This window comes from uncultured Parvibaculum sp., from assembly GCF_963975745.1.
Classification (GTDB): Bacteria; Pseudomonadota; Alphaproteobacteria; order Parvibaculales; family Parvibaculaceae; genus Parvibaculum.
Genome location: NZ_CAXBIB010000011.1, coordinates 55,501 through 81,128 on the forward strand (window position 1 = coordinate 55,501; position 25,628 = coordinate 81,128).

Sequence of the window (25,628 nt, forward strand, 5' to 3'; positions counted from 1 at the left end):
CAAATGAAACTGACACCCCCTGCCGTGGCGCCGCGTGCCGAGAAGCGGCCGCAGAGCGATACACATCACGGCATCACGCGCATCGACGATTACGCCTGGCTGCGCGATGCCAACTGGCGCGAGGTGATGCGCGATCCGGACGTGCTCGATCCGGATATCCGCGCCTATCTCGAAGCCGAAAACGCCTATGCCGAGGAAGCGCTGAAGCCGGTCGCCGAACTGCGCGAGACGCTGTTTGCCGAGATGAAGGGCCGGATCAAGGAAGATGACAGCTCGGTGCCCTCGCCCGACGGCGCTTTCGCCTATTACACGCGCTTCGAAGAGGGTGCACAGCATCCGATTTTCTGCCGCCGGCCACGCGACGCAGAGAGCGGCGAAGAGATTGTGCTCGACGCCAACAAGGAGGCCGAAGACACGGACTATTTCAGGATCGGTGATGTCGATCACGATCCGACACAGCGGCTGGCGGCCTGGTCGGCCGACCGCATAGGGTCGGAATATTTCACGGTTCGGCTGCGCGACGTAGCGAGCGGCAAGGATCTCGACGACGAAGTGCCCGACACCTCGCCCGGCATCGCCTGGGACGCCGCGGGAGAGAGTTTTCTCTATACGCAGGTCGATGACGAGCACCGGCCGCTGAAAGTCTTTCGCCATGTGGTGGGCACGCCCGCCAGCGACGACACGCTTGTTTATGAGGAAAAGGACGAGGGCTTCTTTGTCGGCGTCGGCAAGGTGCAGAGCGGGCGCTGGCTGGTCATTTCCAGCCACGACCACCAGACCAGCGAACTCTACCTGATCCCGGCCGATGCGCCGGGGACACCGCCCCGGCTCGTCGCGCCGCGCGAGGACGGCGTCGAATACGATCTCGAGCATGATGCGCCGCGCGGACGGTTCCTGATCCTCACCAATGCCGATGCCGAGGATTTCAAGATCGCCGAAGCGCCGGAAGAGGCGCCGGAGCGCGCGAACTGGCGCGATTTCATACCCCATCGGCCGGGCACGCTGGTGCTCGATCATGTCGCCTATCGCGACCATCATGTGCGGCTGGAACGCCGCGACGGGCTGCCGCGCATTGCGATCCGACGGCTTGCCGACGGCGCCGAGCACGAGATCGCCTTCGAGGAAGAAGCCTATGATCTCAACATGGGCGCCGGATATGAATACGAGACACGGCAGACGCGCTTTGCCTACAGCTCGATGACCACACCGGCCGAGGTCTACGACTACGATCTCGAAAGCCGGGCGCGGACCCTGCGCAAGCGGCAGGAGGTTCCGTCCGGACACAATCCGGCCGACTATGTGACACGGCGGATCTTCGCGACGGCGCCGGACGGCGCGCAGGTGCCGGTGTCGATCCTCACCCGCAATGACCTCGCGCTCGACGGCAGCGCGCCCTGCCTGCTCTATGGCTACGGCGCCTATGGGATCAGCATTCCCGCTTCCTTCTCGACCACCTGCCTGTCGCTGGTCGATCGCGGTTTCGTCTATGCGATCGCGCATATTCGCGGCGGAAAGGAGAAAGGCTATCGCTGGTACAGCGACGGCAAGCTGATGAAGAAGCGCAACACATTCACCGATTTCATCTCGGCGGGTGAACATCTGGCGGCGCAGGGCTTCACGTCGCGCGGCAAGATCGTGGCGCATGGCGGCAGCGCCGGCGGGATGCTGATGGGGGCGGTCGCCAACATGGCGCCCGATCTCTTCAAGGGCATTGTCGCAGAAGTGCCGTTCGTCGATGTGCTGGCGACGATCCTCGATGCCTCGCTGCCGCTGACGCCGCCCGAATGGAACGAATGGGGCAATCCGATCGAAAGCCGCGAAGCCTATGACTACATGGCGTCATACTCGCCTTACGACAATGTGAAGCCCCAAGCCTATCCGCATCTCTTCGCGCTGGGGGGCCTAACCGATCCGCGCGTGACCTATTGGGAGCCGGCCAAATGGGTGGCAAAGCTGCGGGCGCTCAAGACCGACGACCATGTGACGCTGCTCCACATCAACATGGATGCCGGCCATGGCGGCAAGTCGGGACGCTTCGAGCGATTGAAGGAAGTGGCGCGGGTCCATGCCTTTGCGCTGGCCGTGACGGAGAAGGCCTGAGACGACACACCGGGCTTGCGCCGGGGTCCGCTTCGCCTTTAATGTGAGGAATATTCATATTCCTCGCGAAGGGTCGGCAAACCGTGAACACCTGGATCTGGGGCTATTCCGATCGACTGAGCGCCCGGCCGGGCGAGAGCGTGACTTTTTTCATGTCGGCGACCGGCGGGAGTTGCGACATCGAGATCGCGCGGCTCGGCGCGGCGCGGACGCCCGTGTGGCGCAAGGACGGCGTCACGGTGGGGCGGCATGAAGCGCCGGAAGAGGCGCATGTCAAAGGCTGCGGCTGGCCGGAAGCGTTCCGGCTGACGGTGCCCGAGGACTGGGCGCCCGGCTATTACGATGTGCGGTTCCGCGGCGCCGACGGCGCTACCGGTCATCACATGCTCTGCGTCAAGGCCGCGACGCCACAAGCCAAGGCTGTCATCGTGCTCGCGACCAACACCTATCACGCCTACAACTCGTGGGGCGGCGCCAATACCTATGTCTGGATCGGCGGGCCGGCGCCCGCCCCGATCCCGAAGGACAAAGCGGCACATGTCGTCGCCGCGCGGCTTTCGACGGCGCGGCCCTTTTCGCGCGGGATCATGCAGCCGGCCTCGCCCAAACACCGGCTGGTGAGCGCGACGCGACGCCGCTTTCAGGAAAAACCCGATGTCGGCGAAGTCGCCAGTGAGGTCAAGGCCGGCGGCGAAGGCTGGGACTGCCCGGCCGGCTTTACCGACAAATGGGAACATGCATTCGTCGGATGGGCCGAAGAGAACGGCATCGCGCTCGACTACCTGACCGATTACGATCTCGAAGCCGAGCCGCAGGCGCTTGACGGCTACAAGGCGGCGCTCTTCGTCGGCCACAGCGAATACTGGAGCTGGGGCCAGCGCGCGGAAGTCGAGCGGTTTGTCGATGCGGGCGGGCGCGCGATCATCCTGTCCGGCAATACATGCTACTGGCAGTGCCGCTGGGAAGATGGCGGCGAAACCTATGTCGCGCACAAGGCGCGGGCGGAAGACGAGGATCCGCTTGCCGCAATCCCGGAGAAACGCCACCTGACATCCGGCCTCTGGTCGAGCCCGTGGATCGGCAAACCGGAAGCGCAACTGACGGGACTGTCGTTTCTTTTCGGCGGCTATCACCGCTTCGGGCTTTGCGTGGCGCGCGGCATCGGCGGCTATACGGTGTGGGATGAGAAACACTGGGCGCTCGCGGGCGCCGATCTCTTCTGGGGCGACGTCTTCGGCGACGATTGCCGGCTGATCGGCTACGAGAATGACGGCTGCGCGCTGACCTTCGGCGAGGACGGATTGCCGAAGCCGGTGCCGCGGCTCGGCGTGCCCGCGAACCTCGAAATCATCGCCACGGCGCCAGTCACGCTGGGCGAACCGGAATCGGAATTCGCCGGCGCCGTGCCGCCCGAAGCCTGGGGGCCGCTAACGCGCGCCTTTGCCGGGCACGATTCGCCGGAAAACCGGGCGCGGATGATGCGCGGCCATGCGGTACTGGCGACATTCAAGCGCGGCAAGGGCGAGGTCTTCAATTCAGGCACGACCGAATGGGCCTACGGGCTCAAGGCGCGCAATCCGTTCGTCGAGACGATCACCAAAAACGTGCTCGGACGCTTTCTCGCCTGATCCGGAAAAGGTGCGGGCCGCGTTCCCTTTCAAGAACGCGGCCCGGCCGGCGCCCGGCTATCGCCGGTTGCCACTCAGCCTTGCTGCGGCGCGCAGACGGAGACCGCGCGCAATGCGTCGAGCCGCGGCATGGCGTCGTCGTTCTCGATCACGCGGCGGACAAGCGCGAGGCCCTTTTCGGTCGGCGCGGTGACGGCCTCGATGCCATCCGGCAGGTCCGCCGGCATGTCGCCCGTCGCGGCAACGAGGAGCCTGATCGTCTCGCCCTCTGCGAGCCCGCCATCCTGCCGGTTGTTGCGGACATAGTAGTTGTCGGTGATCGAGGAATAGAGCGCGAGCGAGGTGTAGGGTTCGCTGGCCGGGACCTCGATCGTCACCGGGCCGTCCGACAGATCGAGCGCGCAGATCGAATAGGCGAGATCGGGGCTCGGGCGGACGACCGTGCGCCATTTGTCGGTGGAGCGCGGCGGATGCATGAAGCTGTTGAGAGCGCCGGAACCGCCAAGTTTCGAGACGGCGACCGACATCACGACACGCGGAACCGCCCAGACGATGGCGACGTGGAAGGCGACTGCCAGTACCGCGACGGCGGCAACCCATTGGAGTTTGCGGTTCATCGGCAGGTTTCCTTCACGATGGAGGGCAGAACGGCGGCGGCGGGATCGACGTGGACGGAAGCGTCGGGATTGTAGAAGCGCGCCGTCAGATCGAAGGTCTCGCCGGCCTTGACCGGCAGCCAGTTCTTTTCCTGACGGTCGGCCGAGATGCGGATGACGAAGCTGCCGTCCGATTCGCGCGCCGTTGTCGTCTGCGAGAAGGAAAAGACGTCGTCCTCGTTGGCGATCAGGAAGCTGTCGGCGTCGTAGGCCGTGATGCTCCACCAATGGGCGGCGAGGTCGCGACCTTCGAGGCGGTAGGTGCAGTTGCCCGTCAGCCAGTCGCCATCGCTGTCGACGCGCGCCTGGTAGTACATGGTCTCGCGCTTGTCGAGGGCGAGAAGGCCGAAGAGCGCGACACGGGCGCGGGTGTACATATCCGCATCGACGCTGCCGAAGACGACGGACGTGGTCCAGGGACCGGTGCGATAGCCGCCGTCGTAGTCGGTGACGAGCCACCATGCGGAAAGGATCGCGACGGCGAGCGCCGCCGCCAGGGCAGAGCCCCAGTAGACAAGTGTTTTCATTTTTCTCTCTGTCATTTGGCGGCGGCGTTCAGCGCGGTCGGTCGCCGATGATAGTCACGCGCTCCATGCGCCGGACGGCGGGCCAGTAGTCCGATACCGCATAGTGCTGGCAGGCGCGGTTGTCCCAGAAGGCGATGGAATTCTTCCGCCAACGGAAGCGGCATTGATATTCGGGGGTCGCGGCCTGCGCGTAGAGGAAGGCGAGCATGGCGTCCGATGCCGCCTTCTCCATGCCGATAATGCGCTGGGTGAAGGCGGCGTTGACATAGATGCCCTTGCGGCCGGTTTCCGGATGGGTGCGCACCACCGGATGTTCGACCATCGGAAATTTGCGGTTCATTTCCTCGATCTCGGCTTCGCTCTTGCCGCGCTTGCGCATCATGTTGCGGAAATGCGCGAAGTCGTGGACGGCGACCGCGCCGTCGATCTTTTCCTTCACTCGGTCGGGGAGATTGTCGTAGGCAGCGTACATGTCGGAGAAGAGCGTGTCGCCGCCGACCTCCGGCAGTTCAATCGCGCGCAGCACCGAACCGAGCGAGGGACATTCGCGCCAAGTCACATCGCTGTGCCAGACATTTTCGCGGCCCTTGCTGTCCTTGTCATGGGTGATGGCGAGGACTTCGGGGTAGTCGGGCTTCTGCGGCGCGAATGGATGCACTTCGAGATCGCCGAAGCGGCGGGCGAAGGCGAGGTGCTCGTCGGTCGTGATATCCTGGTCACGGAAGAAGACGACCTTCCATTCGAGCAGCGCGGCGCGGATGGCCGCCAGCGCCGCATCGTCGAGCGGCTGTGCGAGGTCGATCTCGAGAAGTTCGGCGCCGATGGTCGGCGTCAACGGCATGACAGTGAAGGGCGCGGCTTGCGGCTTCAGGGCAGGCTGACTCATGGCGATCCTCCGGGTCCCGGGTTTCCTCGAACGCTTGCGTTGACCCTAAGCGCGGCGGTGCGGCGGCGGCCAGCACGCAATTGTGAAGTTCCGCGAGACGGAATTAATGGCAGATTGCCCCGCAGGCGCGGCCGGGCGATAAACGCGGGGTGCGATGCCGGCATGCCGCCTGGCGGCGCAACAGGGAGACCCGAGCCATGAAAACCGGCGCAAACCTGCGGTTCCTCGCGCTGTTCCTCGCCATGCTGATGCCTGCCGGCACCCGCGCCGACGATGCGCCGACGATCGCGGCGGCGTCTGACCTGCAATTCGCGCTGGCAGAGGTGGCGGCCGCATTCGAGGCGGCGACCGGACGCGAGGTCAGGCTCGCTTTCGGATCGTCGGGCAATTTCTTCCGGCAGATCAGCCAGGGCGCGCCCTTCCAGATGTTCCTGTCGGCGGACGAGGATTTCGTGCAACGGCTTGCCGCGGCCGGACTGACGGCGGATGACGGAACGCTCTACGCCGTAGGGCGGATCGTGCTGATCGTGCCGCCGGGGTCGCCGCTCGAAGCCGACGGCACGCTTGGCGATCTTGCAGCCGCACTGGAAGACGGACGGCTGAAGAAATTCGCCATTGCCAATCCCGAACACGCGCCCTACGGGCAGCGCGCCGAGGAAGCGCTGCGCGATGCCGGATTGCGGGACGCGATCGAAGACAAGCTTGTCTATGGCGAAAACGTGTCGCAGGCGGCGCAGTTCGCGCTTTCGGGCAATACGGAAGGCGGAATCGTCGCCTGGTCGCTGGCGCTGGCGCCGGAGGTGAGTGGGCGCGGCGCTCACGCGCTCATTCCCGAAGCGATGCACAAGCCGCTGCGCCAGCGCATGGCGCTGATCAAAGGCGCTGGCGAAACCGCGCATCTCTTCTACAGCTACCTGCAGGAAGACGAGGCACGCGCGATCATGCGGCGCTACGGATTCGTGCTGCCCGGCGAAACGATGTGAGCGGCGGGATGGACTGGGAAGCATTCTGGCTGACGATCCGGCTTGGCGGGCTGACCGTGCTGCTACTGATCCCGCTCGCCATCATCACCGGCCGCTGGCTGGCGGCAACGCGGATGCGCGGCCGCGCCATCGTGGAAGCGGGACTGGCGCTGCCGCTGGTGCTGCCGCCGACCGTGCTCGGATTCTATCTGATGACGGCGTTCGGCGCGGGCGGTTGGTTCGGGCAGATGTTCGAGCGGCTGTTCGGGCAGACGCTGGTCTTCACCTTCGAGGGGCTGCTCGCCGCCTCGCTGATCGTCAACATTCCCTTTGCCGTGCAGCCGATCCAGCGCGCCTTCGAGGCGGTGGGGCCGGAACTGCGCGAGGCGGCGGCCAGCTGCGGGCTCACGCGTTGGCGGACGCTGTGGCGGATCGAGTTGCCGCTTGCCTGGCCCGGCATCCTGACCGGCACGGTGCTGACCTTCGCGCATACGCTGGGCGAATTCGGCGTTGTGCTGATGGTGGGCGGCAGCATTCCCGGCGAGACGCGCACCATCGCCATTGCGATCTATGACCGGGTGCAGGCCTTCGACGAGGCCGCGGCCGGGCAGATGGCGGCAGTGCTGCTGCTGGTGTCGCTCGTCACCATCGCCGCCAGCTATCTGCTGACACAACGCATCGGGCGGCGCTATGGGTGAGGGGCTCAGCGTGCGGCTGCGCCAGGACGCGCCGATCCCGCTCGATGTCACGTTTTCGGTGGCGCCCGGCGAGGCGATGGCGCTGGTCGGCCCGTCGGGCAGCGGCAAGACGACGACGCTGCGCGCGATTGCCGGGCTCTACCGGCCGGCGGAAGGACACATCGCCTGCAATGGCACGACATGGTTCGACGGCGCGGCGAACGCCAACATGCCCGCGCGACAACGACGGGCGGGCCTCGTCTTCCAGTCCTATGCGCTGTTCCCGCATCTGACAGCACTTGCCAATGTGATGGAAGCGCTCAGCGATATGCCGCGCGCAGCGCGGCGCGACGCCGCGATGGCATTGCTGGCGCGGCTGCATCTCGACGGGCTCGAAGACCGGCGCCCGGCGCAGCTTTCGGGCGGCGAACAGCAGCGCGTGGCCGTGGCGCGGGCGCTGGCGCGGCGGCCCGACGTGCTGCTGCTCGACGAGCCCTTCTCGGCGGTCGACCGGGTGACACGGCGCAAGCTGCGGCGCGAACTCGTCGAACTGCGCCGCGACCTGCCGATGCCCGTCGTGCTGGTGACGCATGATCTCGACGACGTGACGCGGTTGGCCGACCGGCTCTGCGTGATGCACAGGGGCCGCATTCTGCAATCGGGCGGCGTTGCCGAGGTGATGGCGCGGCCGGCCAGCGCCGAGGTTGCCGAACTGCTCGATCTTGCCGACGACGACGCCTGAGGATTTAATGATTCCGCCAGACGGAATTAGGCTGGCAGTCGGAGGAAGGCGCATGTCAGCACCCGATGGCGAAAGCGGCGTCCAGCCGGTCATTCGCAGTCTGCAGATCCTGGAGGCGCTCAATGCCGCCGGCACGTCGACGCTGGCCGGCGTGCATGACGCAACCGGCTTGCCGAAGCCGACGCTGGTGCGCCTGCTCGACACGCTGATTGCCACAGGCCATGTAACGCGGCTGCCGCGGCGCGGCGGCTATGCGCTGACCGAGCGCGTGCTCCGGCTTTCGAGCGGGTTTCGTCATGCCGACCGCGTGGTCGAGGCGGCGCGGCCGTTTCTGATGGCACTGACGGCTGAACATAAATGGCCGATGGGTCTTGCGACGCTGGATCGGGACGCGATGCTGGTCAGGCTCTCGACACGGCATGAAAGCCCCTTTGCGACCGACCCCGACTGGCTGAACCGGCGGCTCGCCATTCTCGTGTCGGCGTTGGGGCGAGCTTACATTTCGTTCTGTCCCGCGGAAGAGCGCCGGGTGCTGATGACGCTGCTGTGCCATTCGAAATCGAAGATGAATGCAGCGGCGCGGGACGGGAAATATGTGGATGCCATGATCGATGGTATCCGCCGACGCGGCTATGCGACGACAGCGCCAATGCGCGGCGACCCGGCGATGGGGCTCGCCGTGCCGGTGATGCAGGGCGAGACGGTCGCGGCCTGCATCAACATGCGCTATATCGGCTCGACCATGAGCGAGGCGGAAGCCGTGCGACGCTATCTCGCGCCGATGCGCGCCGCGGCGACGGCGATCGCGGCGGGGCTCAACGGCGGGTAACGATGACCGCGACCTTTTCCGAGCCGACCGCGTGGACCAGAAGGCTCTGGTTGTCGTCGTCGCGCGTCGCGGTGCCGCCTTCGACCTCGACGTCGTAGCCGTTCGGATATTGCAGGCGCGGCACGAAGATTTCGGTCTCGCCCGCGCCTTCCGCCTGATAGACGAAACGGAACGCGCCCGTCTCGCGCTTGAACTTCATTTTCAGCGGACGGCCGGCGACGGTGCGCGCATAGGGCCGCACGAAACCCTTCAGCGCGCGGCCGCCGCTGTTCAAGTCCGACGGATCCGTGCGCTGGTCGATGCTGTAGATCGAGAGGTCTTCCTGGTTCCAGCCGTCGCCGACCGCCTGATCGTTGCGGTTGGACGCGGTGTAGTTCCAATGCGTCGAATGCATCAGCAGCTTGTCGAGCGCGTTGTACATCAGGTCGAGGGCGATGATGTGCTTCTCCCAGGGGCCTTCCGAGCGGTCGCCGGCATCCCAGGCCTTGTAGGCGGCGGCATCGTCGAGATCGAAGGGGATGCCGAATTCGCCGAGCAGTGCCGGGGCACCGGTGCCGCCGTTCAACGTCTTCGAGGCATCCTTGATGCGGCCGAGCTGGCGCGTGTAGGAGGCTTCGATCGCATCGGCGCCCTCGGTCGTGCGGCCGGTGTAGGGATTGATCTTCAGCGGAAAGTCGAAGCGCTTGGCCGAGAGCGTCACGATGTCGTACCAGTGGCTGGCATTGACCGTGCGCTCGGGCGTGTCGGGCGGGAAACCGTGGCCGATGCCGGCGCCCGGATCGAGTTCGGCAAAGAGGAGCCAGTCATTGTTGATCGCGCGGACGCGCCGGGCGACCCGGGCGAAGAACGGCCCCATGAAATCGGCATCCATGTTCCATTTGCGGCCGTTGCGCGCGACGAAGAAATCCTCGTCCCGTGCAACGATCTCGCCGCCATCGAGCCGGTAGGCGCCCGCGCGCTCGAAGGGGCATTGCCGCCCCTCGCGCCAGATCGAAACGCCGTCGGCATTGACCAGCACGTTGCGCTTCTTCACCACGGCGCGCGCGTCCCAGTCGATCTGCATCTCGGGAATGTCGCGGGCAAGGCCGCGGGCCGCGGCAAAGCCGTCGAGCGGCGACCAGGCGAGACCCGGCCGCGCGGGCATCGGGTTCTTCTCGCTCGGACCGAGATGACGATAGCTCAGCGGCAGGCCGACATAGCCCGAGCCCGGTTCGTTAAGCGAGTCGAAGCCGATGACGTTGGGCAGGTCCTTCACACGCTGCGCGACCGCTTCCATCGCGCCCAGATAATGTTCCTGCAGGAATTCCTGCGCGGTGCGGCCCTGTACGAGAAAATCCGGACAGAAGGCGTCGCCGGCGAAGAAGAGCGTCCACATGATCGCATTGGCCGGGTATTTGTAGTTCTGCGACCAGGTCATGGTCGGGTAATTGTCTTCCTGGCGGCCGCCGCGGGCGAAATCGTATTTGTACTGCATCACATGCGCGGCGCCGGCGGCATGGAACTTCGTGAAGTCGAGGCCGACTGCCTCGAAGAGCCAGGCCGGCGCACCGTCGCCGCCGGTCATGCGGCTCCAGACGTCCTGATGGAAATCGACAAAGACATACATACCGTAGTCGTCGGCCATGCGGCAGAGCGTCGCGAAATAGTCGAGATATTCCTCGTCATACCGGCCCGGCCCCGCATGTTCGACCGCTTCCCATGTCGTCAGCAGGCGCAGGCAGTTGAAGCCCCAGGCCTTCAGCCGTCCGAAGTGTTCTTCGGCTTCGGCCAGCGGAAAGGGCCGGCCAACAAAGGAGACCGTGCGGTGATCGGAAAAATCGGTCGGGATGCTGGTGTGCCCGTTCGGCGTGTACGGCACCTTGCAGTCGCCGCCCAGATTGACGCCGCGCAGCAGGCGTTTGCGGCCGTCGGTCCCGTGAAACCACTCGCCGTCGATCCCGAGCCTCGGCAATGCCATTTTGTCCTCCCGAGCTTCTTGTTGCGCGCGAGGATAGCGGGCACCATCGCCACATACAAACCGGAGCCCGATCATGATCGCAACCACGACCCGGGACGCGCTGCCCGCCCTGCCTGCCCAACCGGCCGGCGTGCCGTGGCCAGTCCGTGACTGGCCGACCGGCCCGCTGCCGCCGGAGACCGACCAGGCGCGGCTGCAGCGGCTGATGGACCATGCCTTTGCCGATGTGGCGCCGGATGATCTCGGCGAAACGCATGCGGTCGTCATCATCAAGGGCGGGCGGCTCGTCCATGAGCGCTACGGGGCCGGCTTCGGGCCCGACGTCACCTGTCCCTCCTGGTCGAAGGCCAAAAGCATCACGCATGCGTTGGCCGGCCTGCTTGTCAGCGACGGCAAGCTCGACATACATGCGCCGGCCGATGTTCCGGAATGGCAGGACGCCGGCGATCCGCGCCATGCGATCACGCTCGACCTTCTGCTCAGAATGTCGAGCGGTCTCGCCTTCCGTGAGGACTATGTGCCGGAGCATCCTTCCGACGTCATCGAGATGCTGTGGGGCGAAGGCAAGGACGATGTGGCGCATTTCGCTGCCTCGTTTCCACTCGAGCATGAGCCAGGGGCATACTGGTCCTATGCCAGCGGCACGACCAATATCGTCAGCCGCTGCCTGGCGCGGGCGGCAGATGCATTCGGGCCGGACTTCGAGGCGTTGATGCGCCGCCGGCTTTTCGATCCGCTCGGCATGAGATCGCCGCAGCCGAAATTCGACACGGCCGGCACCTTCATCGGCTCGTCGTTCTGCTATTGCACGCCGCGCGACTTCGCGCGGTTCGGCCTGCTTTATCTGCGTGGCGGCGTGTGGGCGGAAAAGCGGCTGCTGCCGGAGGGCTGGGTCGATTATGCGCGCAGGCCCACCTGGCAGCAGGCCGACGCCGAGAATGCCTATGGCGTCCATTGGTGGCTCGACCTCGCCGGTCCTGGCAGCTTCTCGGCCAATGGCTATGACGGGCAATATACGGTCTGCGTGCCGGCGCTCGACATGGTGGTGGTACGTCACGGCAAGACGCCGCTCGAGATCAAGGACAATCCGCGCAAATGGATCGCCGCGGTGGTGGATTGCTTCCGGCCGGCATAGACTGCCTGCCGGCAAACGGGAGGAACCGACAATTTGGGAAGCATCGTCCGATTTCCCGGCGATCTCGTCACCGAGCATGACCGCCGGCGCCTGAAGGCCGCCACGGACGGCTCACCCTTCGATCTCGAATTCCGCCGGAACGCGCAGGGCGTGACGGCACCCTATCTCACGCGCTGCGGACAGATGCGGCCGAGTTTCAGGCTGCGCAAGACCCCTGAAGGATGGGAGGCGATTGCGCTCGATGCCGGCAGCAACGAAATGATCACCAGTCGCGCGCGCAGTGCTGATGCCCTGCTGCGCCAGCTTGGCTGGCAACCCGACTGAAACATTCTCGAAAATCAATCACAAGGAAGACGTCCGATGAACATCATGCCGCAGCTGTCAAAACCCGAGGATGTCGGCCTCGATGCCGACCGCCTTGCCAACATCCCCAACTATTTCAGTTCCTATATCGATCGGGGAAAGCTTGCGGGCTTCTCGACGCTGGTGTCGCGTGGCGGCGAGATCGCGCATTTCGAAGTGCGCGGCAACCGCGACCGCGAGCGCGGGCTGCCGATGGAGAAGGACACGATCTTCCGCATCTATTCGATGACCAAGCCGATCACCAGCCTCGCGCTGATGATGTTGTACGAGGAAGGGCATTTTCAGCTCAATCACCCAGTGTCGCGCTACATCCCCGAATTCAAGAAGCTGAAGGTCTGGGCCGGCGGCACTGCTGAGAAATATGAGACGAAGTCCTGCGCGCGCGAAATGACCATCCGCGACCTGCTGACACATACTTCAGGCCTGACCTATGGCTTCATGCATGTGCATCCGGTCGACCAACTTTATCGCGATGCCGGCATCGACGGCGCCAACACGGTGAAGCTGACGCTGAAGGAGATGGTGACGGCGCTTGCCGACATACCGCTGCTGTTCTCTCCGGGCGAACAATGGAGCTACTCGGTCGCGACCGATGTCTGCGGATACCTCGTCGAAGTACTGTCGGGCCGGCCGCTCGACGAGTTCCTGGCGAGCCGCATCTTCGCGCCGCTCGGCATGGACGATACCGGCTTCTTCGTACCGAAGGACAAGCTCGGACGCTTTGCCACCAACTATTTCAAGGACCCCAGGAGCGGCAAGACCGGCATCATGGACCTCGGCGACGAGACCAGCACCTATGCGACGCCGCCGAAATTCCTTTCGGGCGGCGGCGGTCTCGTTTCGACAATGATGGATTACTGGCGCTTCTGCCAGATGCTGCTCAATGGCGGCGAGTTCGAGGGCGTGCGGCTCTGCTCGCCCAAGACCATCGAATTCATGACACTGAACCATCTGCCTGATGACAAGCGGATGAACGTGATGTCGACTGCCGCCTTCAGCGAACTTGCGCCGGCGGGCGCGGGCTTCGGCCTCGGCTTCCAGGTGACGCTCGATCCGGCGGAATCGCAGGCGATCGGCTCTCCCGGAAACTTCTCCTGGGGCGGCGCGGCCTCGACCTATTTCTGGATCGACCCGGAAGAAGAACTCGTCGCCATCTTCCTGACGCAGCTCTATCCTTCCTCGACCTACCCCTTGCGCCCGCAACTGCAACAGCTCGTCTACGGGGCGCTTATCGACTGAGGCGGCCCGCGCGCATCATGCCGCTCTGGATACCGATCACGATTGCCGCAGCGTTCCTGCAGAACCTACGCTCGACGCTGCAAAAGAAGCTCACCGGCGAGATGTCGGCGATGGGCGCCACCTATGTGCGCTTCGCCTATGGCTTGCCGGTGGCGGCGATTTATCTCACGGGGCTCGTCATCTTCACCGGCGCGACGCTGCCCGACCCCAATGCCGCCTTCCTTGCCTATGCGGCGCTGGGCGGGCTCGCGCAGATCTGGGGCACGGTGCTGCTGGTGGCGATCTTCGCCTATCGCAACTTCGCCGTCGGCAACACCTATTCCAAGACCGAGACGATCCAGACGGCGCTGTTCGGCCTCATCGTGCTGGGCGATCTCCTGAGTTTCGGTGCCTTTCTCGCCATTCTGATCAGCCTTGCGGGGGTCGTCGTTATTTCGATGGCACAAGCGAAACTGACGCTGGCGGCCTTCCTGCGTTCGCTCGGCGACAAACCGACCCTGATGGGGGTCGGGTCCGGCGCCTGCTACGGCGTCGCCGCCGTCTGCTATCGCGGCGCCTCGCTGTCGCTGGAGCGGCCCGACTTCCTGACCGCCGCCGCCTACACGCTGGTCGTCGTGCTGACAATCCAAACGGTGGCGATGACGCTGTGGCTCTGGTGGCGCGGCCCCGCCGATCTGCGCGCGGCACTCGCGACATGGAAAGTCAGTTCGGCCGTCGGGCTTGCCGGCGCGCTGGCCTCAATGGGCTGGTTTACCGCCATGACCATCCAGAACGCCGCCTATGTGCGGGCGCTCGGCCAGATCGAACTGGTCTTCACCTTCATCTCGTCGCATTTCATCTTCGGCGAGAGAACCAACCGGCTCGAATTCATCGGCATCGCGCTGGTCGCCGGCGGCATCCTGATGCTGCTCTTCGCGCGCTAGAGTCCCTAAAAGCCCCGGACCCGGTGGCTGACACCGGATCCGGGGCTGACGGCGATTGCGGGGAAGACTGCTGCCGCGGCGTCGGGGGGGCAAGGGGTCGCCAGCATACAATCACGTCCCGATACAGCCGCCCTGACGCACCTCGGGTGTGCATCAGGCTTTAACGATACGCTTCGGCGGCCGCGAATCAATGACAATCGTTCCGTAGGCGCATGATTCCGGCGTTGTGTGCCGCTACGGCACGGAAGACCTGCATTCAGGTAAGTGCCGCTGTCATTTAATGCGGAACATCACCGGCAAAAGTGGTGCGATACATCAGTCGGCGGTGGCCATCATAGCCACCTTCCGCAAAATGCTGCACACAGCGATTGTCCCACATCAGCAGCATGTCGGGCTGCCAGGCATGGCGGTAGAGAAACGCCTCGCTGACCGAATGGGCGCAAAGCTCGCGCAACAGCGTATCGCCCTCTTCCTTCGGCAGGCCGTCGATCCCGATCGTGTAGACCTGGTTGACAAAAAGCGCCTTGCGGCCGGTTTCGGGATGGGTGCGGACGATTGGATGGGTCTGCGTCTTCTTCGCTTCGTCCGACGGCACGATCGTCATCGAGCGGCCCTTGCCCTCATTGGCGTAGAAGCCTTCCTTCGAATAGGGAAGCACGGCGCTGTGGATGCCGCGCAAGCCGGCGATGCGCTGCTTCGTTTCCGCCGGCAACACTTCATAGGCGCGATAGCCGTCAGCGAAGAACGTACGGCCACCGACCGGCGGCACCGTTTTCGACAGCAGCAGCGTCGCGGCCGGCGGCGCTTCCTGAAAGGAATAGTCGGAATGCCAGCCGGCGCCGAAGTTGGAGGAGCGTTCGTCCGGCTCCCGGCGCAATTCCAGCACATTGGGATGGCCGTCAAGCGGCTTGATGAAATCGGTACGCCCCCAATCGCCGAAGGCGAGCGTAAACCGCTCCAGCGCGTCGATGGAGAGCGGTTGGTCCGGAAAGAAGACGACCTGATGATCGAGCCAGGCACTGCGGATGTCGGCGACAGCCGCTGCATCGAGTGGCTGCCGCAAATCGACACCCCTCACCTCGGCGCCAAAGCCGTCCGGATTCGGACGAACCTGAATGCTTCCCTTGCTGATTGCAGCCTGCGACATCTCTACCTCCCTTGCCTGCCCTTGATGGCAGTTTCCGGGAGAAAGCATGCCACAGCCTGCGCGATCAGCCCAGCGATACGCCGCCGATCGTGATGCGGTGCATCAGACGCTTTTCGCCCTGATAGTCGTTGACGGCGTAGTGCCAGGTGGCGCGGTTGTCCCAGAAGGCGACCGAGCCTTCGCGCCACTGGAAGCGGCAGGTGAATTCCGGCCGCACGGCATGGGCATAGAGATAGTCGAGCAGCGCCTTGCTCTCGAAGGCATTCCAGCCTTCGAAATGGGTGGTGAAGGCGGGGTTCACATAAAGCGCCTTGCGCCCACTCAGCGGATGCGTGATCACGACGGGATGCACCGCCTCGCCGACAAGGCTCTCGCCCTTGAAGCCGGCCGCCTGATCGCTCGCCTTGTAGGCACCCGCGGCGCCGAAGACATGGGCGTTGGAGTGGACGGCGCGCAGGCCCTCAAGGGTCTTTTTCAGGCCATCGGACAATGCGTCGTAGGCCTTGTACATATCGGCAAACAGCGTGTCGCCGCCCTCGTCCGGCAGCACGCGGGCGACGAGGATCGAGCCCATCGCCGGTTCGATATCGTAGGAATGGTCGGTGTGCCAGCCGCCGCCGACATTGACCATCTGTTCCTTCTCCTTCCGCACCTCGGCAATCTCCGGGTACCGGCCGTTGGCCGGGAAGAACTTGTTGATGTCGATATCGCCCCAGCGCCGCGCGAAGGCGATGTGCTCTTCCGGCGTCAGTTTCTGGTCGCGGAAGAAGATCACGCCATAGTCGCGATAGGCGGCGCGGATCGCCTCCATGTCGCTGTTCGAGGGGCTGGCGATGTCGACGCCCAGCACCTCGGCGCCGCAGCCGCCCGTCATCTTCCGAACTTCGATCGCACCCATGATTTCCTCCACGTGAAGCGCCGGTTTGCCGGTCATGGCTTGAGGATAGGCCGCGACATGGACTAGATTGTTACTTTGGTAACATTTCAAGAAAATTCATGCGCGCCGTCCCCGACCGCCAGCGGATTGCCGAAACCTTCAGCCGCAACGGATGGTTTGCGCGCTGCCCGGCACAGTTGCGCGAGGCGCTGGTCGCCCATGCGCAGGTGACCGCCGTGGAGGCTGGCCGCTGGATCTACGACACCGGCGACGCGGCGCATGGTCTCTATGGCGTGCTGTCGGGCTCGGTGACGACCCACGTGGCGCTCGACAATGGCGAGAGTGTGCCGATCAGCATTTCGGGGCCGGGCACCGTTTTCGGCTATGCGGCGCAGGTGCTGGGCGGCAAGCGCGTGACGACCGCGATCGCGCGGGAGCGCGCAGAGACCATTTTCATTCCGCAACACGCGCTGGCCGCCATCGTGCGCGACATGCCGGAGCTGTGGCTGCATTTCGCCGAGCTTGCGACCGAGCAGCTTGTCTGGGCGGCGCGCGCCTATGCCGAGCGCATGCGGCTGTCGCCCCGGGCACAGATTGCCAGCCGCCTGCATGGCTACAGCTTTCCCTGGGGCGGCGGCGGCCCGGCGACGCTGCCGATCCGCCAGGACGAACTGGCGGAACTGACCGGCTTTTCACGCAAGACCGTCAACCTCATCCTGCGGGATTTCGCAAAGCGGGGACTTGTCAAGACCGGCTATCGCAGCATCTCGGTGCTCGATCCGGCGGGCCTGCACGCGATTGCGATGGAGAACCGCGTGTGAAAAAGCCCACGCCGTTTCCGGCGCGGGCCCGTTCATTGGTGTCTGACGGCGACTATTCCGCCGCGCGCGCCACCGAAATGCCGGCCATGCGGTTGAGGCGCTGGGCAATGATCGCCTCGGCTTCGGCGACCATCCGGGTCACCAGTTCCTGGCAGGATGGGATGTCGTGGATCAGGCCCTGCACCATGCCGGCCGACCAAATGCCGTAATCCGGGTCTCCCTGCTCATAAACGACACGGCCACGGGCGCCGGCGACGAGATGGGCGATGTCCTCGATCTTGGCACCGCCCTTCTTCTCGATCTCGACGACTTCGCGGCTGACCGCATTCTTCGCAACGCGCGCCGTGTTGTGCAGGGTGCGGAAGATCAGATCCGTCGCGCGTTCGTCATTGGCGACGATCTGTTCCTTCACCTTCTGGTGGATGGCGCTTTCCTTGGTGCACATGAAGCGCGTGCCCATGTTGACACCTTCCGCGCCAAGCGCCAGCGCGGCAACGAGGCCGCGCGCATCGCCGAAGCCGCCGGAGGCGATCATCGGGATCTTGACCTTGTCGGCCGCGGCCGGGATCAGGATCAGACCCGGAATATCGTCTTCACCCGGGTGACCGGCACATTCGAAACCGTCGATCGAGATCGCATCGACACCCATGCGCTCGGCCGAGAGCGCGTGGCGTACGGCGGTGCATTTGTGGATGACCTTGATGCCATGCGCCTTGAAGTGATCGACATGTTCCTGCGGCTTGTAGCCCGCCGTCTCGACGATCTTGACGCCGGAGTCGATGATCGCCTGGCGGTATTCGGCGTAGGGCGGCGGCTTCAGCGCCGGCAGGATGGTCAGGTTGACGCCGAAGGGCTTGTCGGTCAGGCCCTTGCACTTCTCGATCTCCTTCCTGAGATCGTCCGGCGTCGGCTGGGTCAGCGCGGTGATGAAGCCGAGCGCACCGGCATTGGCGACGGCGGCGACGAGCTCGGCCCGGCCGACCCATTGCATGCCGCCCTGCACGATCGGGTGATCGACCCCGAACATTTCCGTGAATCTGGTTTTGAGCACTTCGCTGTCTCCCCTGAACGGAGCCCGCGCCAACCGGCCGGGCCGCTTCAATTCTCTTATGTGTCTGTTCTAGCAGAAGGAACAGGGCATTTGCACATCTGGAATCCGCCACCGGCACTTGCCGCAGCGTCGCCCGCACATCGCGAACGCCTGACCCAGGTTCTTGAAATGAACGGAAAACCGGCGCAGTCTGCCGCTGCAGGATCGGACAACGGATTGTTCAGCCATGAACAACGAAGCCAATTGGGACGCCTACCGGATCTTTCTGGCGGTGGTCGATACGCAGAGTCTTTCGGGCGCCGGGCGGCGGCTGAAGCTCAGCCATGCGACGGTCGGACGTCACATTGCCACGCTGGAGAAGAATCTCGGCACCAAGCTCTTCGTGCGCGAACCGACCGGCTATGCGCTGACGGGCGCCGGCGAGCGCTTGCGCGCCGAAGTCGAGCCGATGTCATTGGCGGCCGAGCGCGCGCTTCATGCGGCGACCAGCGCCGACGGCGAAGCGCAGGGCCTGGTGCGCGTCGCCATTCCGCACAGCCTCGCTTCCTACTGGTTCATGCCCTATCTCGACGAATTCTCGAGCCGGCATCCTGGTATTGAAATCGAGATCGTCAACGAGGTGACGCAGGTATCGGTCAAGCGGCGCGATGCCGATGTCGTCATTCGCCCCTACGGACCCGGCCGCGAGAATGTCGTCGGACGCAAGATCGGACGCATCGGCGTCGGGTTTTTCGCCTCGCGTTCATATGCCGAGCGCTTCGGCCTGCCGGCAAAGCGCGAGGAATGGAAAGATCATCGTATCGTCGGCTTCGGCGGGCGGGCGGCCGAGGTCGAGCTGGCCGACTGGCTCGCCCATGTGACGCAGGGCGCGCGCGTGGCGCTGCGCTGTTTTTCCGACGCCGATCTCGTTCAGGCGGTCAGAGCCGGGGTCGGCATCTCGACGCTGGTCTGCCTGACCGGCGACCATTATGCCGACCTTGTGCGCATCGCGCCGCAGAAGCTCGCCAACGGCACCGAGATGTGGCTGCTGGCGCATCCCGACCTGCGCGATACAGCGCCCGTTCGTGCTGTCATCGACTTCATCGGCGAGAAAGCCAAGGCCGATCGCGACCGGCTGGCCGGGCGCTGAACGAGGACGCACACCCCGCTCTTCATTCGTGAACATTCCAGGGACCGCGATCCGGTCCATATTGATATCCAGATCATCATCCGAGGAGACGACCCATGGCGCTGCCCGATATCCTGAAGAACAGTCTGGAAATTCCGGTGATCGGTTCGCCGCTTTTCATCGTGTCCGGCCCCGAACTTGTCATCGCGCAATGCAAGGCCGGGATCGTCGGCTCCTTTCCGGCGCTGAACGCGCGGCCGGCACATGTGCTGGAAGAGTGGATCACGCGGATCAAGGGCGAACTTGGAGAATACCAGGCCAAACATCCGGAAAAGAAGGTCGCTCCCTTCGCCGTCAACCAGATCTGCCACGCGTCGAACGACCGCCTGTCGCATGACATCGACGTCTGCACCAAGCTCGAAGTGCCGATCATCATCACCTCGCTCCGCCCCCCCGCCGAAGTCATCGACGCGGCACATACTTATGGCGGCAAGGTGTTCCACGATGTCATCAACGTCAAACATGCGAAGAAGGCCGCCGAACAAGGCGTCGACGGCTTGATCCTCGTCTGCGCCGGTGCCGGCGGTCATGCCGGCACGCTGTCACCCTTCGCGCTGGTGCGCGAAGTCAAACAGTGGTTCAAGGGCACCGTCATCCTGTCGGGCGCGCTGTCGGACGGCTGGGGCATTGCCGGTGCGCTCGCCATGGGCGCCGATCTTGCCTATATGGGCACGCGCTTCGTCGCCACCGCCGAGGCCAATGCCGATCCGGCCTATAAGCAGAACCTGATCGACTATGCGGCCGACGACATCGTCTATACCAACCTCTTCACCGGCGTGCATGGCAACTACCTGGCGCCATCCGTTGCCGCTGCCGGTCTCGACCCGCACAATCTGCCGGAAGCCGACAAGTCGAAGATGAATTTCGGCTCGGGCGGCAACATGAAGCAGAAGGCGTGGAAGGACATCTGGGGTTCGGGCCAGGGCATCGGCCAGATCACCGACGCACCGCCCGTCGCCGAACTGGTTGACCGGCTGAAGCGCGAATATGTGCAGGCCTGTCGCGAGTTTGCCGAGCGGATGCCGGCGGAAGCACTGACCACCTCGAAGGCAGCGGCTGAATAATCACTGCAGCCCAGCGACTTCTCGCAACGGCGGCGGGAGAGATCCCGCCGCCGTTTTCGTTCAGACGAGATACAGTTCGGCCGTTTCGTGCAGGAAGCCGAGGAGGTAGAGGCCGAGCGCCGTGGCGGCGACGGCGGTGAACAAGCGTTCGATGCGATCGATACGGGTCATTGGATCGTTCCTTTCGTCAGGCGGGTGAGGGACAGAGACTCTTCTTCGGAATAGAGGTCGTCGGCACCAGGGCAGCCGAGCGCGGCGAGGCTCTGGCGGACGGCGATGTCGAGCGGGGTGTGGGGTTCGCGGCCGAGAAAGGCGACAAGCTTCGTATTGTCGAGCCGCACCGGCTTTTTCCAGAGGTAGCGCATTTCGCGCATCTCGCGGAACGTCTCGACAAAGGGCGACAGCAGCGTCAGCGCGAACCAGGGGAGCCGCTTCACCGGCACGTCGGGCCGCCGCGCGGCGGCGCGGATCGCATCGGCCATCTCGATGCCCTGTTCGAGCCAGTGGCCGCCGAAATGGAAGGTCTCAAAATCCGCGAGATCATCGGCGCGCGCGAGCAGCCGCGCCGCCGTTTCGGCCATGTCCGGCAGGTATGCCCATTGGTGACCGACATGATGCGGCCCCGGATAGGTGACTGCGCGAACGGGTTTGCCGGGCTTGACCAGGCCTTGCGCGAACCAGTTGTTGCCGGCATGGCAGCCGCCGAAGAAATCGCCGGCGCGCAGGATCAGCACTTTCACGCCTTCTTCCGAAGCGGCGCGCAGGCGGCGTTCCATCTCGACGCGCAACGCACCTTTGCGGGTTTTCGGATGTTGCGGGGAGGTCTCGGCGAGAAGCGGGAAGGCGTCCGGCCCGAAATTGTAGACGGTGCCTGGAAAGAGAATGCCGGCGCCCGAGGCTTTCGCCGCCGCGATCGTGTTGTCGATCATCGGCACCACGGTGCCGCCCCAGTTGCGGTAGCCGGGCGGGTTGACGGCATGAACAATCACATCGGCATTGACGGCCGCCGCTTTCACGTCGGCGGCGTTCATGGCGTCGCCCTTGATCCAGTCGATGAAGGGCATGTCTGCCAGCTGCCGCGCCGCCGCCTTCGGCTTGCGGTGCATGGCACGCACCTGCCAGCCGTAATTGCGCAGCGCTGCCGCCATTTCGCTGCCGAAGCCGCCGGTTGCGCCGATGATGAGTGCCGTCGAAGCCATGATCCTGTTCTCCTGTAGCCCGCGTTGACGGGTGGAGAATGGGATATTCATTTGCGAATATGAATTGTCAAAGTTCGGCTAATTGATATACGTTTTTGTATGACCGATTTCGAACCCGGCTGGGAACTCTATCGATCCTTTCTGGCGGTTGTCCGCGAAGGAAGCCTTTCGGGTGCCGCGAGGCAGCTCGGGCTGACGCAGCCGACCGTGGGGCGCCATGTCGACGCGCTGGAGCAGGCGCTCGGGGTCGGGCTCTTCACGCGCTCGCAAGGCGGGCTCGCGCCCACGGAGGGCGCGCTGGCGCTGGTGGCCCATGCCGAGGCGATGGCGAGTGCCGCAGAGGCCCTGAGGCGGGCGGCCTCCGGCGAGGCCGAGGACGACAGCGGCACCGTCCGGATCACCGCCAGCGAAATGATCGGGGTCGAGGTGCTGCCGCCGATCCTTGCGCGGTTCCGAGAAAAACATCCGCGCATCGTCATCGAGATGGTGCTGTCGAACCGCTCGGACGATCTCATCCGCCGCGACGCCGACATCGCGGTGCGGATGATCCGGCCGACGCAATCCGCGCTTGTGGCACGCAAGGTCGGTGTGGTGATGCTCGGCATGCATGGGCACAGGACGTTGATCGAAACCTGTGGCATGCCGAAATCGGCCGGCGAACTCCTGGGGATGCCGGTCATCGGCTTCGACCGCGAAGCCTCGATTCGACGTCTCAAGGATCTCGGTGGGGTACCGCTGACGCGCGATCTTTTCGCCTATCGCTGCGACAGCGACATCGGTGCCTTCGGGGCTCTGAAGGCCGGCTTCGGCTTCGGCATGTGCCAGTATCCGCTGGCGAAGCGCTATCCGGACCTCGTGCCGGTGCTGCCCGGCGCCTTTCAGTTCGAACTCGACATCTGGATCGTCATGCATGAGGACCTCAAGACCAGCCGCCGGATGCGGCTGGTCTTCGACCATCTGGCCGAGGAAATGACGGCCTATGTGCGGGAGGGCGATGCCGCGGCGAAAAAGGTCGCCGGTGCCTGACGGGCGCGCTCGCCACCCTCGCCCCTCCCTGCTATATCCTTCGGCAACCCGCCTTTCCCCGACGTTTCGAGGACGATCCGATGTCGAATGCCGCTGAAGCCAAGACGCCCGCGACCGGCGAAAAGCCCAATCCGCCGCTTGCCTCGTTCAACTGGGCCGACCCGCTGCTGCTTGAGGAGCAGCTCACCGAGGAAGAGCGCCTGGTCAGGGACAGTGCACGGGCCTATGCGCAGGAAAAGCTGATGACGCGGGTCAAGGAAGCGAACCGGCATGAAGTCTTCCATCGCGAGATCATGAACGAGATGGGCGCGCAGGGGCTGCTCGGGCCGACGCTGCCCGAGAAATACGGCTGTGCCGGCCTTTCCTATGTCTGCTACGGTCTGGTAGCGCGCGAAATCGAACGTGTGGACTCAGGCTACCGCTCGGCGATGAGCGTGCAGTCCTCGCTGGTCATGCACCCGATCCACGCCTATGGCACCGAGGCGCAGCGCGAGAAATATCTGCCGAAGCTCGCAAGCGGCGAATGGGTCGGCTGTTTCGGCCTGACCGAGCCCGATCACGGCTCCGATCCCGGCTCCATGAAGACGCGGGCGAAGAAGGCCGATGGCGGCTACATCCTCAACGGCGCAAAAATGTGGATTACCAACTCGCCCATCGCCGATCTCGCGGTCGTCTGGGCCAAGACCGAAGACGACACGATCCGCGGCTTCGTCGTCGAGCGCGGCTTCAAGGGTTTCGAGACGCCGAAGATCGAAGGCAAGTTCAGCTTGCGCGCCTCGATCACCGGCGAGATTTCATTGCAGGATGTGTTCGTGCCGGAGGAGAACCTGTTGCCGAATGTGCGCGGGCTTGCCGGTCCCTTCGGCTGCCTCAACCGGGCGCGCTACGGCATCGCCTGGGGCGCGATGGGCGCAGCGGAATTCTGCTGGCATGCAGCGCGGCAATATACGCTCGACCGCAAGCAGTTCGGACGGCCGCTGGCGGCCAATCAGCTGATCCAGAAGAAGCTTGCCGACATGCAGACCGAAATCGCGCTCGGCCTGCAGGGCTGCCTGCAGCTTGGCCGCATGTTCGACGCCGGCACGGCGGCGCCGGCCTCGATCTCGCTGATGAAGCGCAACAATTGCGGCAAGGCGCTCGACATCGCCCGCGTCGCGCGCGACATGCATGGCGGCAACGGCGTTTCGGACGAATATCACGTCATCCGCCATGTCATGAACCTCGAGGCCGTCAACACCTATGAAGGCACGCATGACGTCCATGCGCTGATCCTCGGCCGCGAACAGACGGGTATTCAGGCCTTCTTCTGAGGCGGTGCCGCGGCCGCGCCGCCATTGCGCAGGAAGAGCATGAAGAACGCCATCGGCCGCTTGAACGCGAGAAGATAGGTCACGTGCAAGACGACGAAGAGAACCAGAAGGTTCGCCGTCGTCTCGTGAACTTCTTCGAGTGCTTCGTTCTCATTGCCGTCCCGGCCGCGATCGCGGTCCCGGTCGTCGTTGGCGAATACCGGTGCGATCGACACTTCAGCAGCGAACGGACCGATCGGCGGTGGTTCCATCAGGAGCCCCGTTCCCGTCACCAGCAGCAGATTGATGACGATGCCGGCCAGAAGCGTCCGGCTCACCATCGGATGATTCATGCGGCGGATTTTCGCCAGTGCCATGATGTCGGGAAAGAGCCTCGAAATCCCGAGCTGCCGCGGGCCTGCAACGCCCCAGCCGATACGAAAGACGATCATTGCCGCCACGCCGTAGCCGAGCCAGTTGTGCAGCACCTCAATCTCGTCGCCCGTGAAGTAGGCCGCCAGAACCAGGAATGCGAGAACGGCGTGGTAGATGCGTAGCTTGTGAAACACCGGCATTGGAGGTCCAGACCGTCATCCGTGAAACATCCATGGATATGGTCACGGCTCCGATGCCGCCGCAAGATTCCATCCTGTCGCAGGATGTACGCGATTCATTCGCATGTTCAGGCGCATGTTCAGGCGTTGCGTGCGCCGCCCCACTGGCGCACCGGCCCGACATCGATGTGCAGGAAATCGGAGCGCGGATAGTCGCCGACGCCGCCGAAGCCGATTTCGACCGCCGCATTGCGCAGGTGTGTCAGATCGCGGCCGGGCAAGCGGATGTCCACCGCCATGCCGCGCATGTGATAGCTCTTTCTGGCGACGCCGGCATTGCCTTCACGCAGACGTGCATTGGTTGCCGGCGAGCGGTATCCTGAAATGATGTGAAAGCTGTCGCCGGACTCGAGCTTCAGCTGCATCGCATGCAGCGCATCGAGAAGGGCCGGGTCGATCTCGTGCCGCTCGTCGGAACGATGATCGCGCATCAGATGTGCGATTTCCTTCAGCACGTCGGTATCGTAGCGGCCCTCGGCCCAGTAGACGCGCTTCAGCTTCTCACCCGTATGCGTGTTGAGGAGGCGCAATTCGCGCGCGTCATCCAGCCGTATCGCATCCGTTGCGGCGGGATGGTGATCGCCGGGACGCAGCAGCGGCAGGCGTGGCGATGCCTGCACCATGGGCGCAAAGGCGCAGGATGCGGCGGCCGCACCGAGTCCGATCAGGCGGCGCCGCGTCATTCGAGATACCATAATTCTCCCCTCGATCACTGTAAAATCAACGGTCATTCTGCCAATTGAGCGGA

At 64.5% G+C, this 25,628-nt stretch carries 25 protein-coding genes; 15 read left to right on the forward strand and 10 right to left on the reverse strand.

Features of this window, described 5'->3' with window-relative positions:
- Positions 1-3: 3 nt before the first annotated feature.
- Both AAC071_RS10335 and AAC071_RS10340 read left to right on the forward strand, forming a co-directional pair.
- Positions 4-2,100, forward strand: a complete 2,097-nt coding sequence (locus AAC071_RS10335) for a S9 family peptidase (RefSeq protein ID WP_339832264.1) — start codon at positions 4-6, stop codon at positions 2,098-2,100.
- A gap of 83 nt (positions 2,101-2,183) precedes the next feature.
- Positions 2,184-3,728 (forward strand): N,N-dimethylformamidase beta subunit family domain-containing protein, encoded by a 1,545-nt coding sequence (locus AAC071_RS10340; RefSeq protein ID WP_339832267.1) that lies wholly within the window; start codon positions 2,184-2,186, stop codon positions 3,726-3,728.
- 74 nt (positions 3,729-3,802) lie between these two features.
- Here the strand turns inward: AAC071_RS10340 and AAC071_RS10345 are convergent, their stop codons facing one another.
- The 3 genes from AAC071_RS10345 to AAC071_RS10355 are packed head-to-tail and all read right to left on the reverse strand — an operon-like array spanning position 3,803 to position 5,797.
- Complete coding sequence (locus AAC071_RS10345) at positions 3,803-4,345, reverse strand: DUF1254 domain-containing protein (RefSeq protein ID WP_339832270.1); 543 nt, start codon at positions 4,343-4,345, stop codon at positions 3,803-3,805.
- On the reverse strand, positions 4,342-4,911 hold the full coding sequence (locus AAC071_RS10350) for a DUF1214 domain-containing protein (protein ID WP_339832273.1): 570 nt from the start codon (positions 4,909-4,911) through the stop codon (positions 4,342-4,344). The genes AAC071_RS10345 and AAC071_RS10350 overlap by 4 nt, the downstream gene beginning before the upstream one ends.
- A gap of 28 nt (positions 4,912-4,939) precedes the next feature.
- Positions 4,940-5,797 (reverse strand): TauD/TfdA family dioxygenase, encoded by an 858-nt coding sequence (locus tag AAC071_RS10355; protein ID WP_339832275.1) that lies wholly within the window; start codon positions 5,795-5,797, stop codon positions 4,940-4,942.
- A 197-nt stretch (positions 5,798-5,994) separates the two neighbouring features.
- Between AAC071_RS10355 and modA the strand changes: the two genes are divergently transcribed.
- From modA to AAC071_RS10375, 4 genes are read left to right on the forward strand one after another with little or no spacing between them, the layout of a single operon-like run.
- Positions 5,995-6,780, forward strand: coding sequence for a molybdate ABC transporter substrate-binding protein (modA, locus tag AAC071_RS10360; protein WP_339832277.1), 786 nt, complete (start codon positions 5,995-5,997; stop codon positions 6,778-6,780).
- A gap of 8 nt (positions 6,781-6,788) precedes the next feature.
- Positions 6,789-7,457 (forward strand): molybdate ABC transporter permease subunit, encoded by a 669-nt coding sequence (gene modB / locus AAC071_RS10365; protein ID WP_339832279.1) that lies wholly within the window; start codon positions 6,789-6,791, stop codon positions 7,455-7,457.
- Positions 7,450-8,178, forward strand: coding sequence for an ABC transporter ATP-binding protein (locus AAC071_RS10370; protein WP_339832281.1), 729 nt, complete (start codon positions 7,450-7,452; stop codon positions 8,176-8,178). The genes modB and AAC071_RS10370 overlap by 8 nt, the downstream gene beginning before the upstream one ends.
- 52 nt (positions 8,179-8,230) lie before the next feature.
- On the forward strand, positions 8,231-9,007 hold the full coding sequence (locus tag AAC071_RS10375; RefSeq protein ID WP_339832282.1) for a DNA-binding transcriptional regulator: 777 nt from the start codon (positions 8,231-8,233) through the stop codon (positions 9,005-9,007).
- Here AAC071_RS10375 and AAC071_RS10380 read toward each other — a convergent pair.
- Positions 8,994-10,964 (reverse strand): cellulase family glycosylhydrolase, encoded by a 1,971-nt coding sequence (locus AAC071_RS10380; protein ID WP_339832283.1) that lies wholly within the window; start codon positions 10,962-10,964, stop codon positions 8,994-8,996. The two genes, AAC071_RS10375 and AAC071_RS10380, sit on opposite strands and share 14 nt — an antisense overlap.
- A 73-nt stretch (positions 10,965-11,037) precedes the next feature.
- On the opposite strand from AAC071_RS10380, the gene AAC071_RS10385 reads away from it, so the two are divergent.
- The 4 genes from AAC071_RS10385 to AAC071_RS10400 are packed head-to-tail and all read left to right on the forward strand — an operon-like array spanning position 11,038 to position 14,624.
- The gene (locus AAC071_RS10385; RefSeq protein ID WP_339832284.1) at positions 11,038-12,099 is read left to right on the forward strand and encodes a serine hydrolase; all 1,062 of its coding nucleotides are present in this window, start codon (positions 11,038-11,040) and stop codon (positions 12,097-12,099) included.
- Between the two features lie 33 nt (positions 12,100-12,132).
- A complete protein-coding gene (locus tag AAC071_RS10390) occupies positions 12,133-12,423 on the forward strand; it encodes a hypothetical protein (protein WP_339832285.1) in 291 nt (96 codons plus the stop codon).
- Positions 12,424-12,459: 36 nt separating this feature from the next.
- Positions 12,460-13,701, forward strand: a complete 1,242-nt coding sequence (locus tag AAC071_RS10395; protein WP_339832286.1) for a serine hydrolase domain-containing protein — start codon at positions 12,460-12,462, stop codon at positions 13,699-13,701.
- A gap of 17 nt (positions 13,702-13,718) precedes the next feature.
- A complete protein-coding gene (locus tag AAC071_RS10400; RefSeq protein ID WP_339832287.1) occupies positions 13,719-14,624 on the forward strand; it encodes a DMT family transporter in 906 nt (301 codons plus the stop codon).
- A gap of 277 nt (positions 14,625-14,901) precedes the next feature.
- Here AAC071_RS10400 and AAC071_RS10405 read toward each other — a convergent pair whose 3' ends face one another.
- A complete protein-coding gene (locus tag AAC071_RS10405; RefSeq protein ID WP_339832288.1) occupies positions 14,902-15,771 on the reverse strand; it encodes a TauD/TfdA family dioxygenase in 870 nt (289 codons plus the stop codon).
- 64 nt (positions 15,772-15,835) lie between these two features.
- Entirely contained in the window at positions 15,836-16,669 is an 834-nt protein-coding gene (locus tag AAC071_RS10410; RefSeq protein WP_339832289.1) for a TauD/TfdA family dioxygenase, read from the reverse strand.
- Positions 16,670-16,767: 98 nt separating this feature from the next.
- Between AAC071_RS10410 and AAC071_RS10415 the strand changes: the two genes are divergently transcribed.
- Positions 16,768-17,469 (forward strand): Crp/Fnr family transcriptional regulator, encoded by a 702-nt coding sequence (locus tag AAC071_RS10415; RefSeq protein ID WP_339832290.1) that lies wholly within the window; start codon positions 16,768-16,770, stop codon positions 17,467-17,469.
- Positions 17,470-17,521: 52 nt separating this feature from the next.
- On the opposite strand, the gene AAC071_RS10420 is transcribed toward AAC071_RS10415, so the two are convergent.
- The gene (locus AAC071_RS10420; RefSeq protein ID WP_339832292.1) at positions 17,522-18,520 is read right to left on the reverse strand and encodes a nitronate monooxygenase family protein; all 999 of its coding nucleotides are present in this window, start codon (positions 18,518-18,520) and stop codon (positions 17,522-17,524) included.
- Between the two features lie 226 nt (positions 18,521-18,746).
- On the opposite strand from AAC071_RS10420, the gene AAC071_RS10425 reads away from it, so the two are divergent.
- Both AAC071_RS10425 and AAC071_RS10430 read left to right on the forward strand, forming a co-directional pair.
- Positions 18,747-19,649, forward strand: a complete 903-nt coding sequence (locus tag AAC071_RS10425; protein ID WP_339832293.1) for a LysR family transcriptional regulator — start codon at positions 18,747-18,749, stop codon at positions 19,647-19,649.
- 95 nt (positions 19,650-19,744) lie between these two features.
- Positions 19,745-20,752 (forward strand): nitronate monooxygenase family protein, encoded by a 1,008-nt coding sequence (locus AAC071_RS10430; RefSeq protein WP_339832295.1) that lies wholly within the window; start codon positions 19,745-19,747, stop codon positions 20,750-20,752.
- A gap of 167 nt (positions 20,753-20,919) precedes the next feature.
- Here the strand turns inward: AAC071_RS10430 and AAC071_RS10435 are convergent, their stop codons facing one another.
- Entirely contained in the window at positions 20,920-21,951 is a 1,032-nt protein-coding gene (locus AAC071_RS10435; protein ID WP_339832297.1) for an NAD-dependent epimerase/dehydratase family protein, read from the reverse strand.
- A 99-nt stretch (positions 21,952-22,050) separates the two neighbouring features.
- On the opposite strand from AAC071_RS10435, the gene AAC071_RS10440 reads away from it, so the two are divergent.
- Together AAC071_RS10440 and AAC071_RS10445 are read left to right on the forward strand one after the other, a co-directional pair.
- Positions 22,051-22,977 (forward strand): LysR family transcriptional regulator, encoded by a 927-nt coding sequence (locus AAC071_RS10440; protein ID WP_339832299.1) that lies wholly within the window; start codon positions 22,051-22,053, stop codon positions 22,975-22,977.
- Between the two features lie 80 nt (positions 22,978-23,057).
- A complete protein-coding gene (locus AAC071_RS10445) occupies positions 23,058-24,287 on the forward strand; it encodes an acyl-CoA dehydrogenase (protein ID WP_339832301.1) in 1,230 nt (409 codons plus the stop codon).
- Here AAC071_RS10445 and AAC071_RS10450 read toward each other — a convergent pair.
- Positions 24,272-24,841 (reverse strand): cytochrome b/b6 domain-containing protein, encoded by a 570-nt coding sequence (locus tag AAC071_RS10450; RefSeq protein ID WP_339832303.1) that lies wholly within the window; start codon positions 24,839-24,841, stop codon positions 24,272-24,274. The two genes, AAC071_RS10445 and AAC071_RS10450, sit on opposite strands and share 16 nt — an antisense overlap.
- 119 nt (positions 24,842-24,960) lie before the next feature.
- Complete coding sequence (locus AAC071_RS10455) at positions 24,961-25,563, reverse strand: DUF882 domain-containing protein (RefSeq protein WP_339832305.1); 603 nt, start codon at positions 25,561-25,563, stop codon at positions 24,961-24,963.
- Between the last annotated feature and the right edge of the window lie 65 nt (positions 25,564-25,628).

Excerpts from the sequence above, each read along its gene's own strand:
- AAC071_RS10435 (WP_339832297.1), bottom strand. The coding sequence starts at position 21,951 with ATGGCTTCGACGGCACTCATCATCGGCGCAACCGGCGGCTTCGGCAGC.
- AAC071_RS10405 (WP_339832288.1), bottom strand. The coding sequence starts at position 15,771 with ATGTCGCAGGCTGCAATCAGCAAGGGAAGCATTCAGGTTCGTCCGAAT.
- AAC071_RS10415 (WP_339832290.1), top strand. The coding sequence starts at position 16,768 with ATGCGCGCCGTCCCCGACCGCCAGCGGATTGCCGAAACCTTCAGCCGC.
- AAC071_RS10385 (WP_339832284.1), top strand. The coding sequence starts at position 11,038 with ATGATCGCAACCACGACCCGGGACGCGCTGCCCGCCCTGCCTGCCCAA.
- AAC071_RS10350 (WP_339832273.1), bottom strand. The coding sequence starts at position 4,911 with ATGAAAACACTTGTCTACTGGGGCTCTGCCCTGGCGGCGGCGCTCGCC.
- AAC071_RS10370 (WP_339832281.1), top strand. The coding sequence starts at position 7,450 with ATGGGTGAGGGGCTCAGCGTGCGGCTGCGCCAGGACGCGCCGATCCCG.
- AAC071_RS10400 (WP_339832287.1), top strand. The coding sequence starts at position 13,719 with ATGCCGCTCTGGATACCGATCACGATTGCCGCAGCGTTCCTGCAGAAC.
- AAC071_RS10395 (WP_339832286.1), top strand. The coding sequence starts at position 12,460 with ATGAACATCATGCCGCAGCTGTCAAAACCCGAGGATGTCGGCCTCGAT.
- AAC071_RS10335 (WP_339832264.1), top strand. The coding sequence starts at position 4 with ATGAAACTGACACCCCCTGCCGTGGCGCCGCGTGCCGAGAAGCGGCCG.
- AAC071_RS10380 (WP_339832283.1), bottom strand. The coding sequence starts at position 10,964 with ATGGCATTGCCGAGGCTCGGGATCGACGGCGAGTGGTTTCACGGGACC.
- modB (WP_339832279.1), top strand. The coding sequence starts at position 6,789 with ATGGACTGGGAAGCATTCTGGCTGACGATCCGGCTTGGCGGGCTGACC.
- AAC071_RS10445 (WP_339832301.1), top strand. The coding sequence starts at position 23,058 with ATGTCGAATGCCGCTGAAGCCAAGACGCCCGCGACCGGCGAAAAGCCC.
- AAC071_RS10425 (WP_339832293.1), top strand. The coding sequence starts at position 18,747 with ATGAACAACGAAGCCAATTGGGACGCCTACCGGATCTTTCTGGCGGTG.
- AAC071_RS10410 (WP_339832289.1), bottom strand. The coding sequence starts at position 16,669 with ATGGGTGCGATCGAAGTTCGGAAGATGACGGGCGGCTGCGGCGCCGAG.
- AAC071_RS10455 (WP_339832305.1), bottom strand. The coding sequence starts at position 25,563 with ATGACGCGGCGCCGCCTGATCGGACTCGGTGCGGCCGCCGCATCCTGC.
- modA (WP_339832277.1), top strand. The coding sequence starts at position 5,995 with ATGAAAACCGGCGCAAACCTGCGGTTCCTCGCGCTGTTCCTCGCCATG.
- AAC071_RS10345 (WP_339832270.1), bottom strand. The coding sequence starts at position 4,345 with ATGAACCGCAAACTCCAATGGGTTGCCGCCGTCGCGGTACTGGCAGTC.
- AAC071_RS10430 (WP_339832295.1), top strand. The coding sequence starts at position 19,745 with ATGGCGCTGCCCGATATCCTGAAGAACAGTCTGGAAATTCCGGTGATC.
- AAC071_RS10355 (WP_339832275.1), bottom strand. The coding sequence starts at position 5,797 with ATGAGTCAGCCTGCCCTGAAGCCGCAAGCCGCGCCCTTCACTGTCATG.
- AAC071_RS10450 (WP_339832303.1), bottom strand. The coding sequence starts at position 24,841 with ATGCCGGTGTTTCACAAGCTACGCATCTACCACGCCGTTCTCGCATTC.
- AAC071_RS10440 (WP_339832299.1), top strand. The coding sequence starts at position 22,051 with ATGACCGATTTCGAACCCGGCTGGGAACTCTATCGATCCTTTCTGGCG.
- AAC071_RS10375 (WP_339832282.1), top strand. The coding sequence starts at position 8,231 with ATGTCAGCACCCGATGGCGAAAGCGGCGTCCAGCCGGTCATTCGCAGT.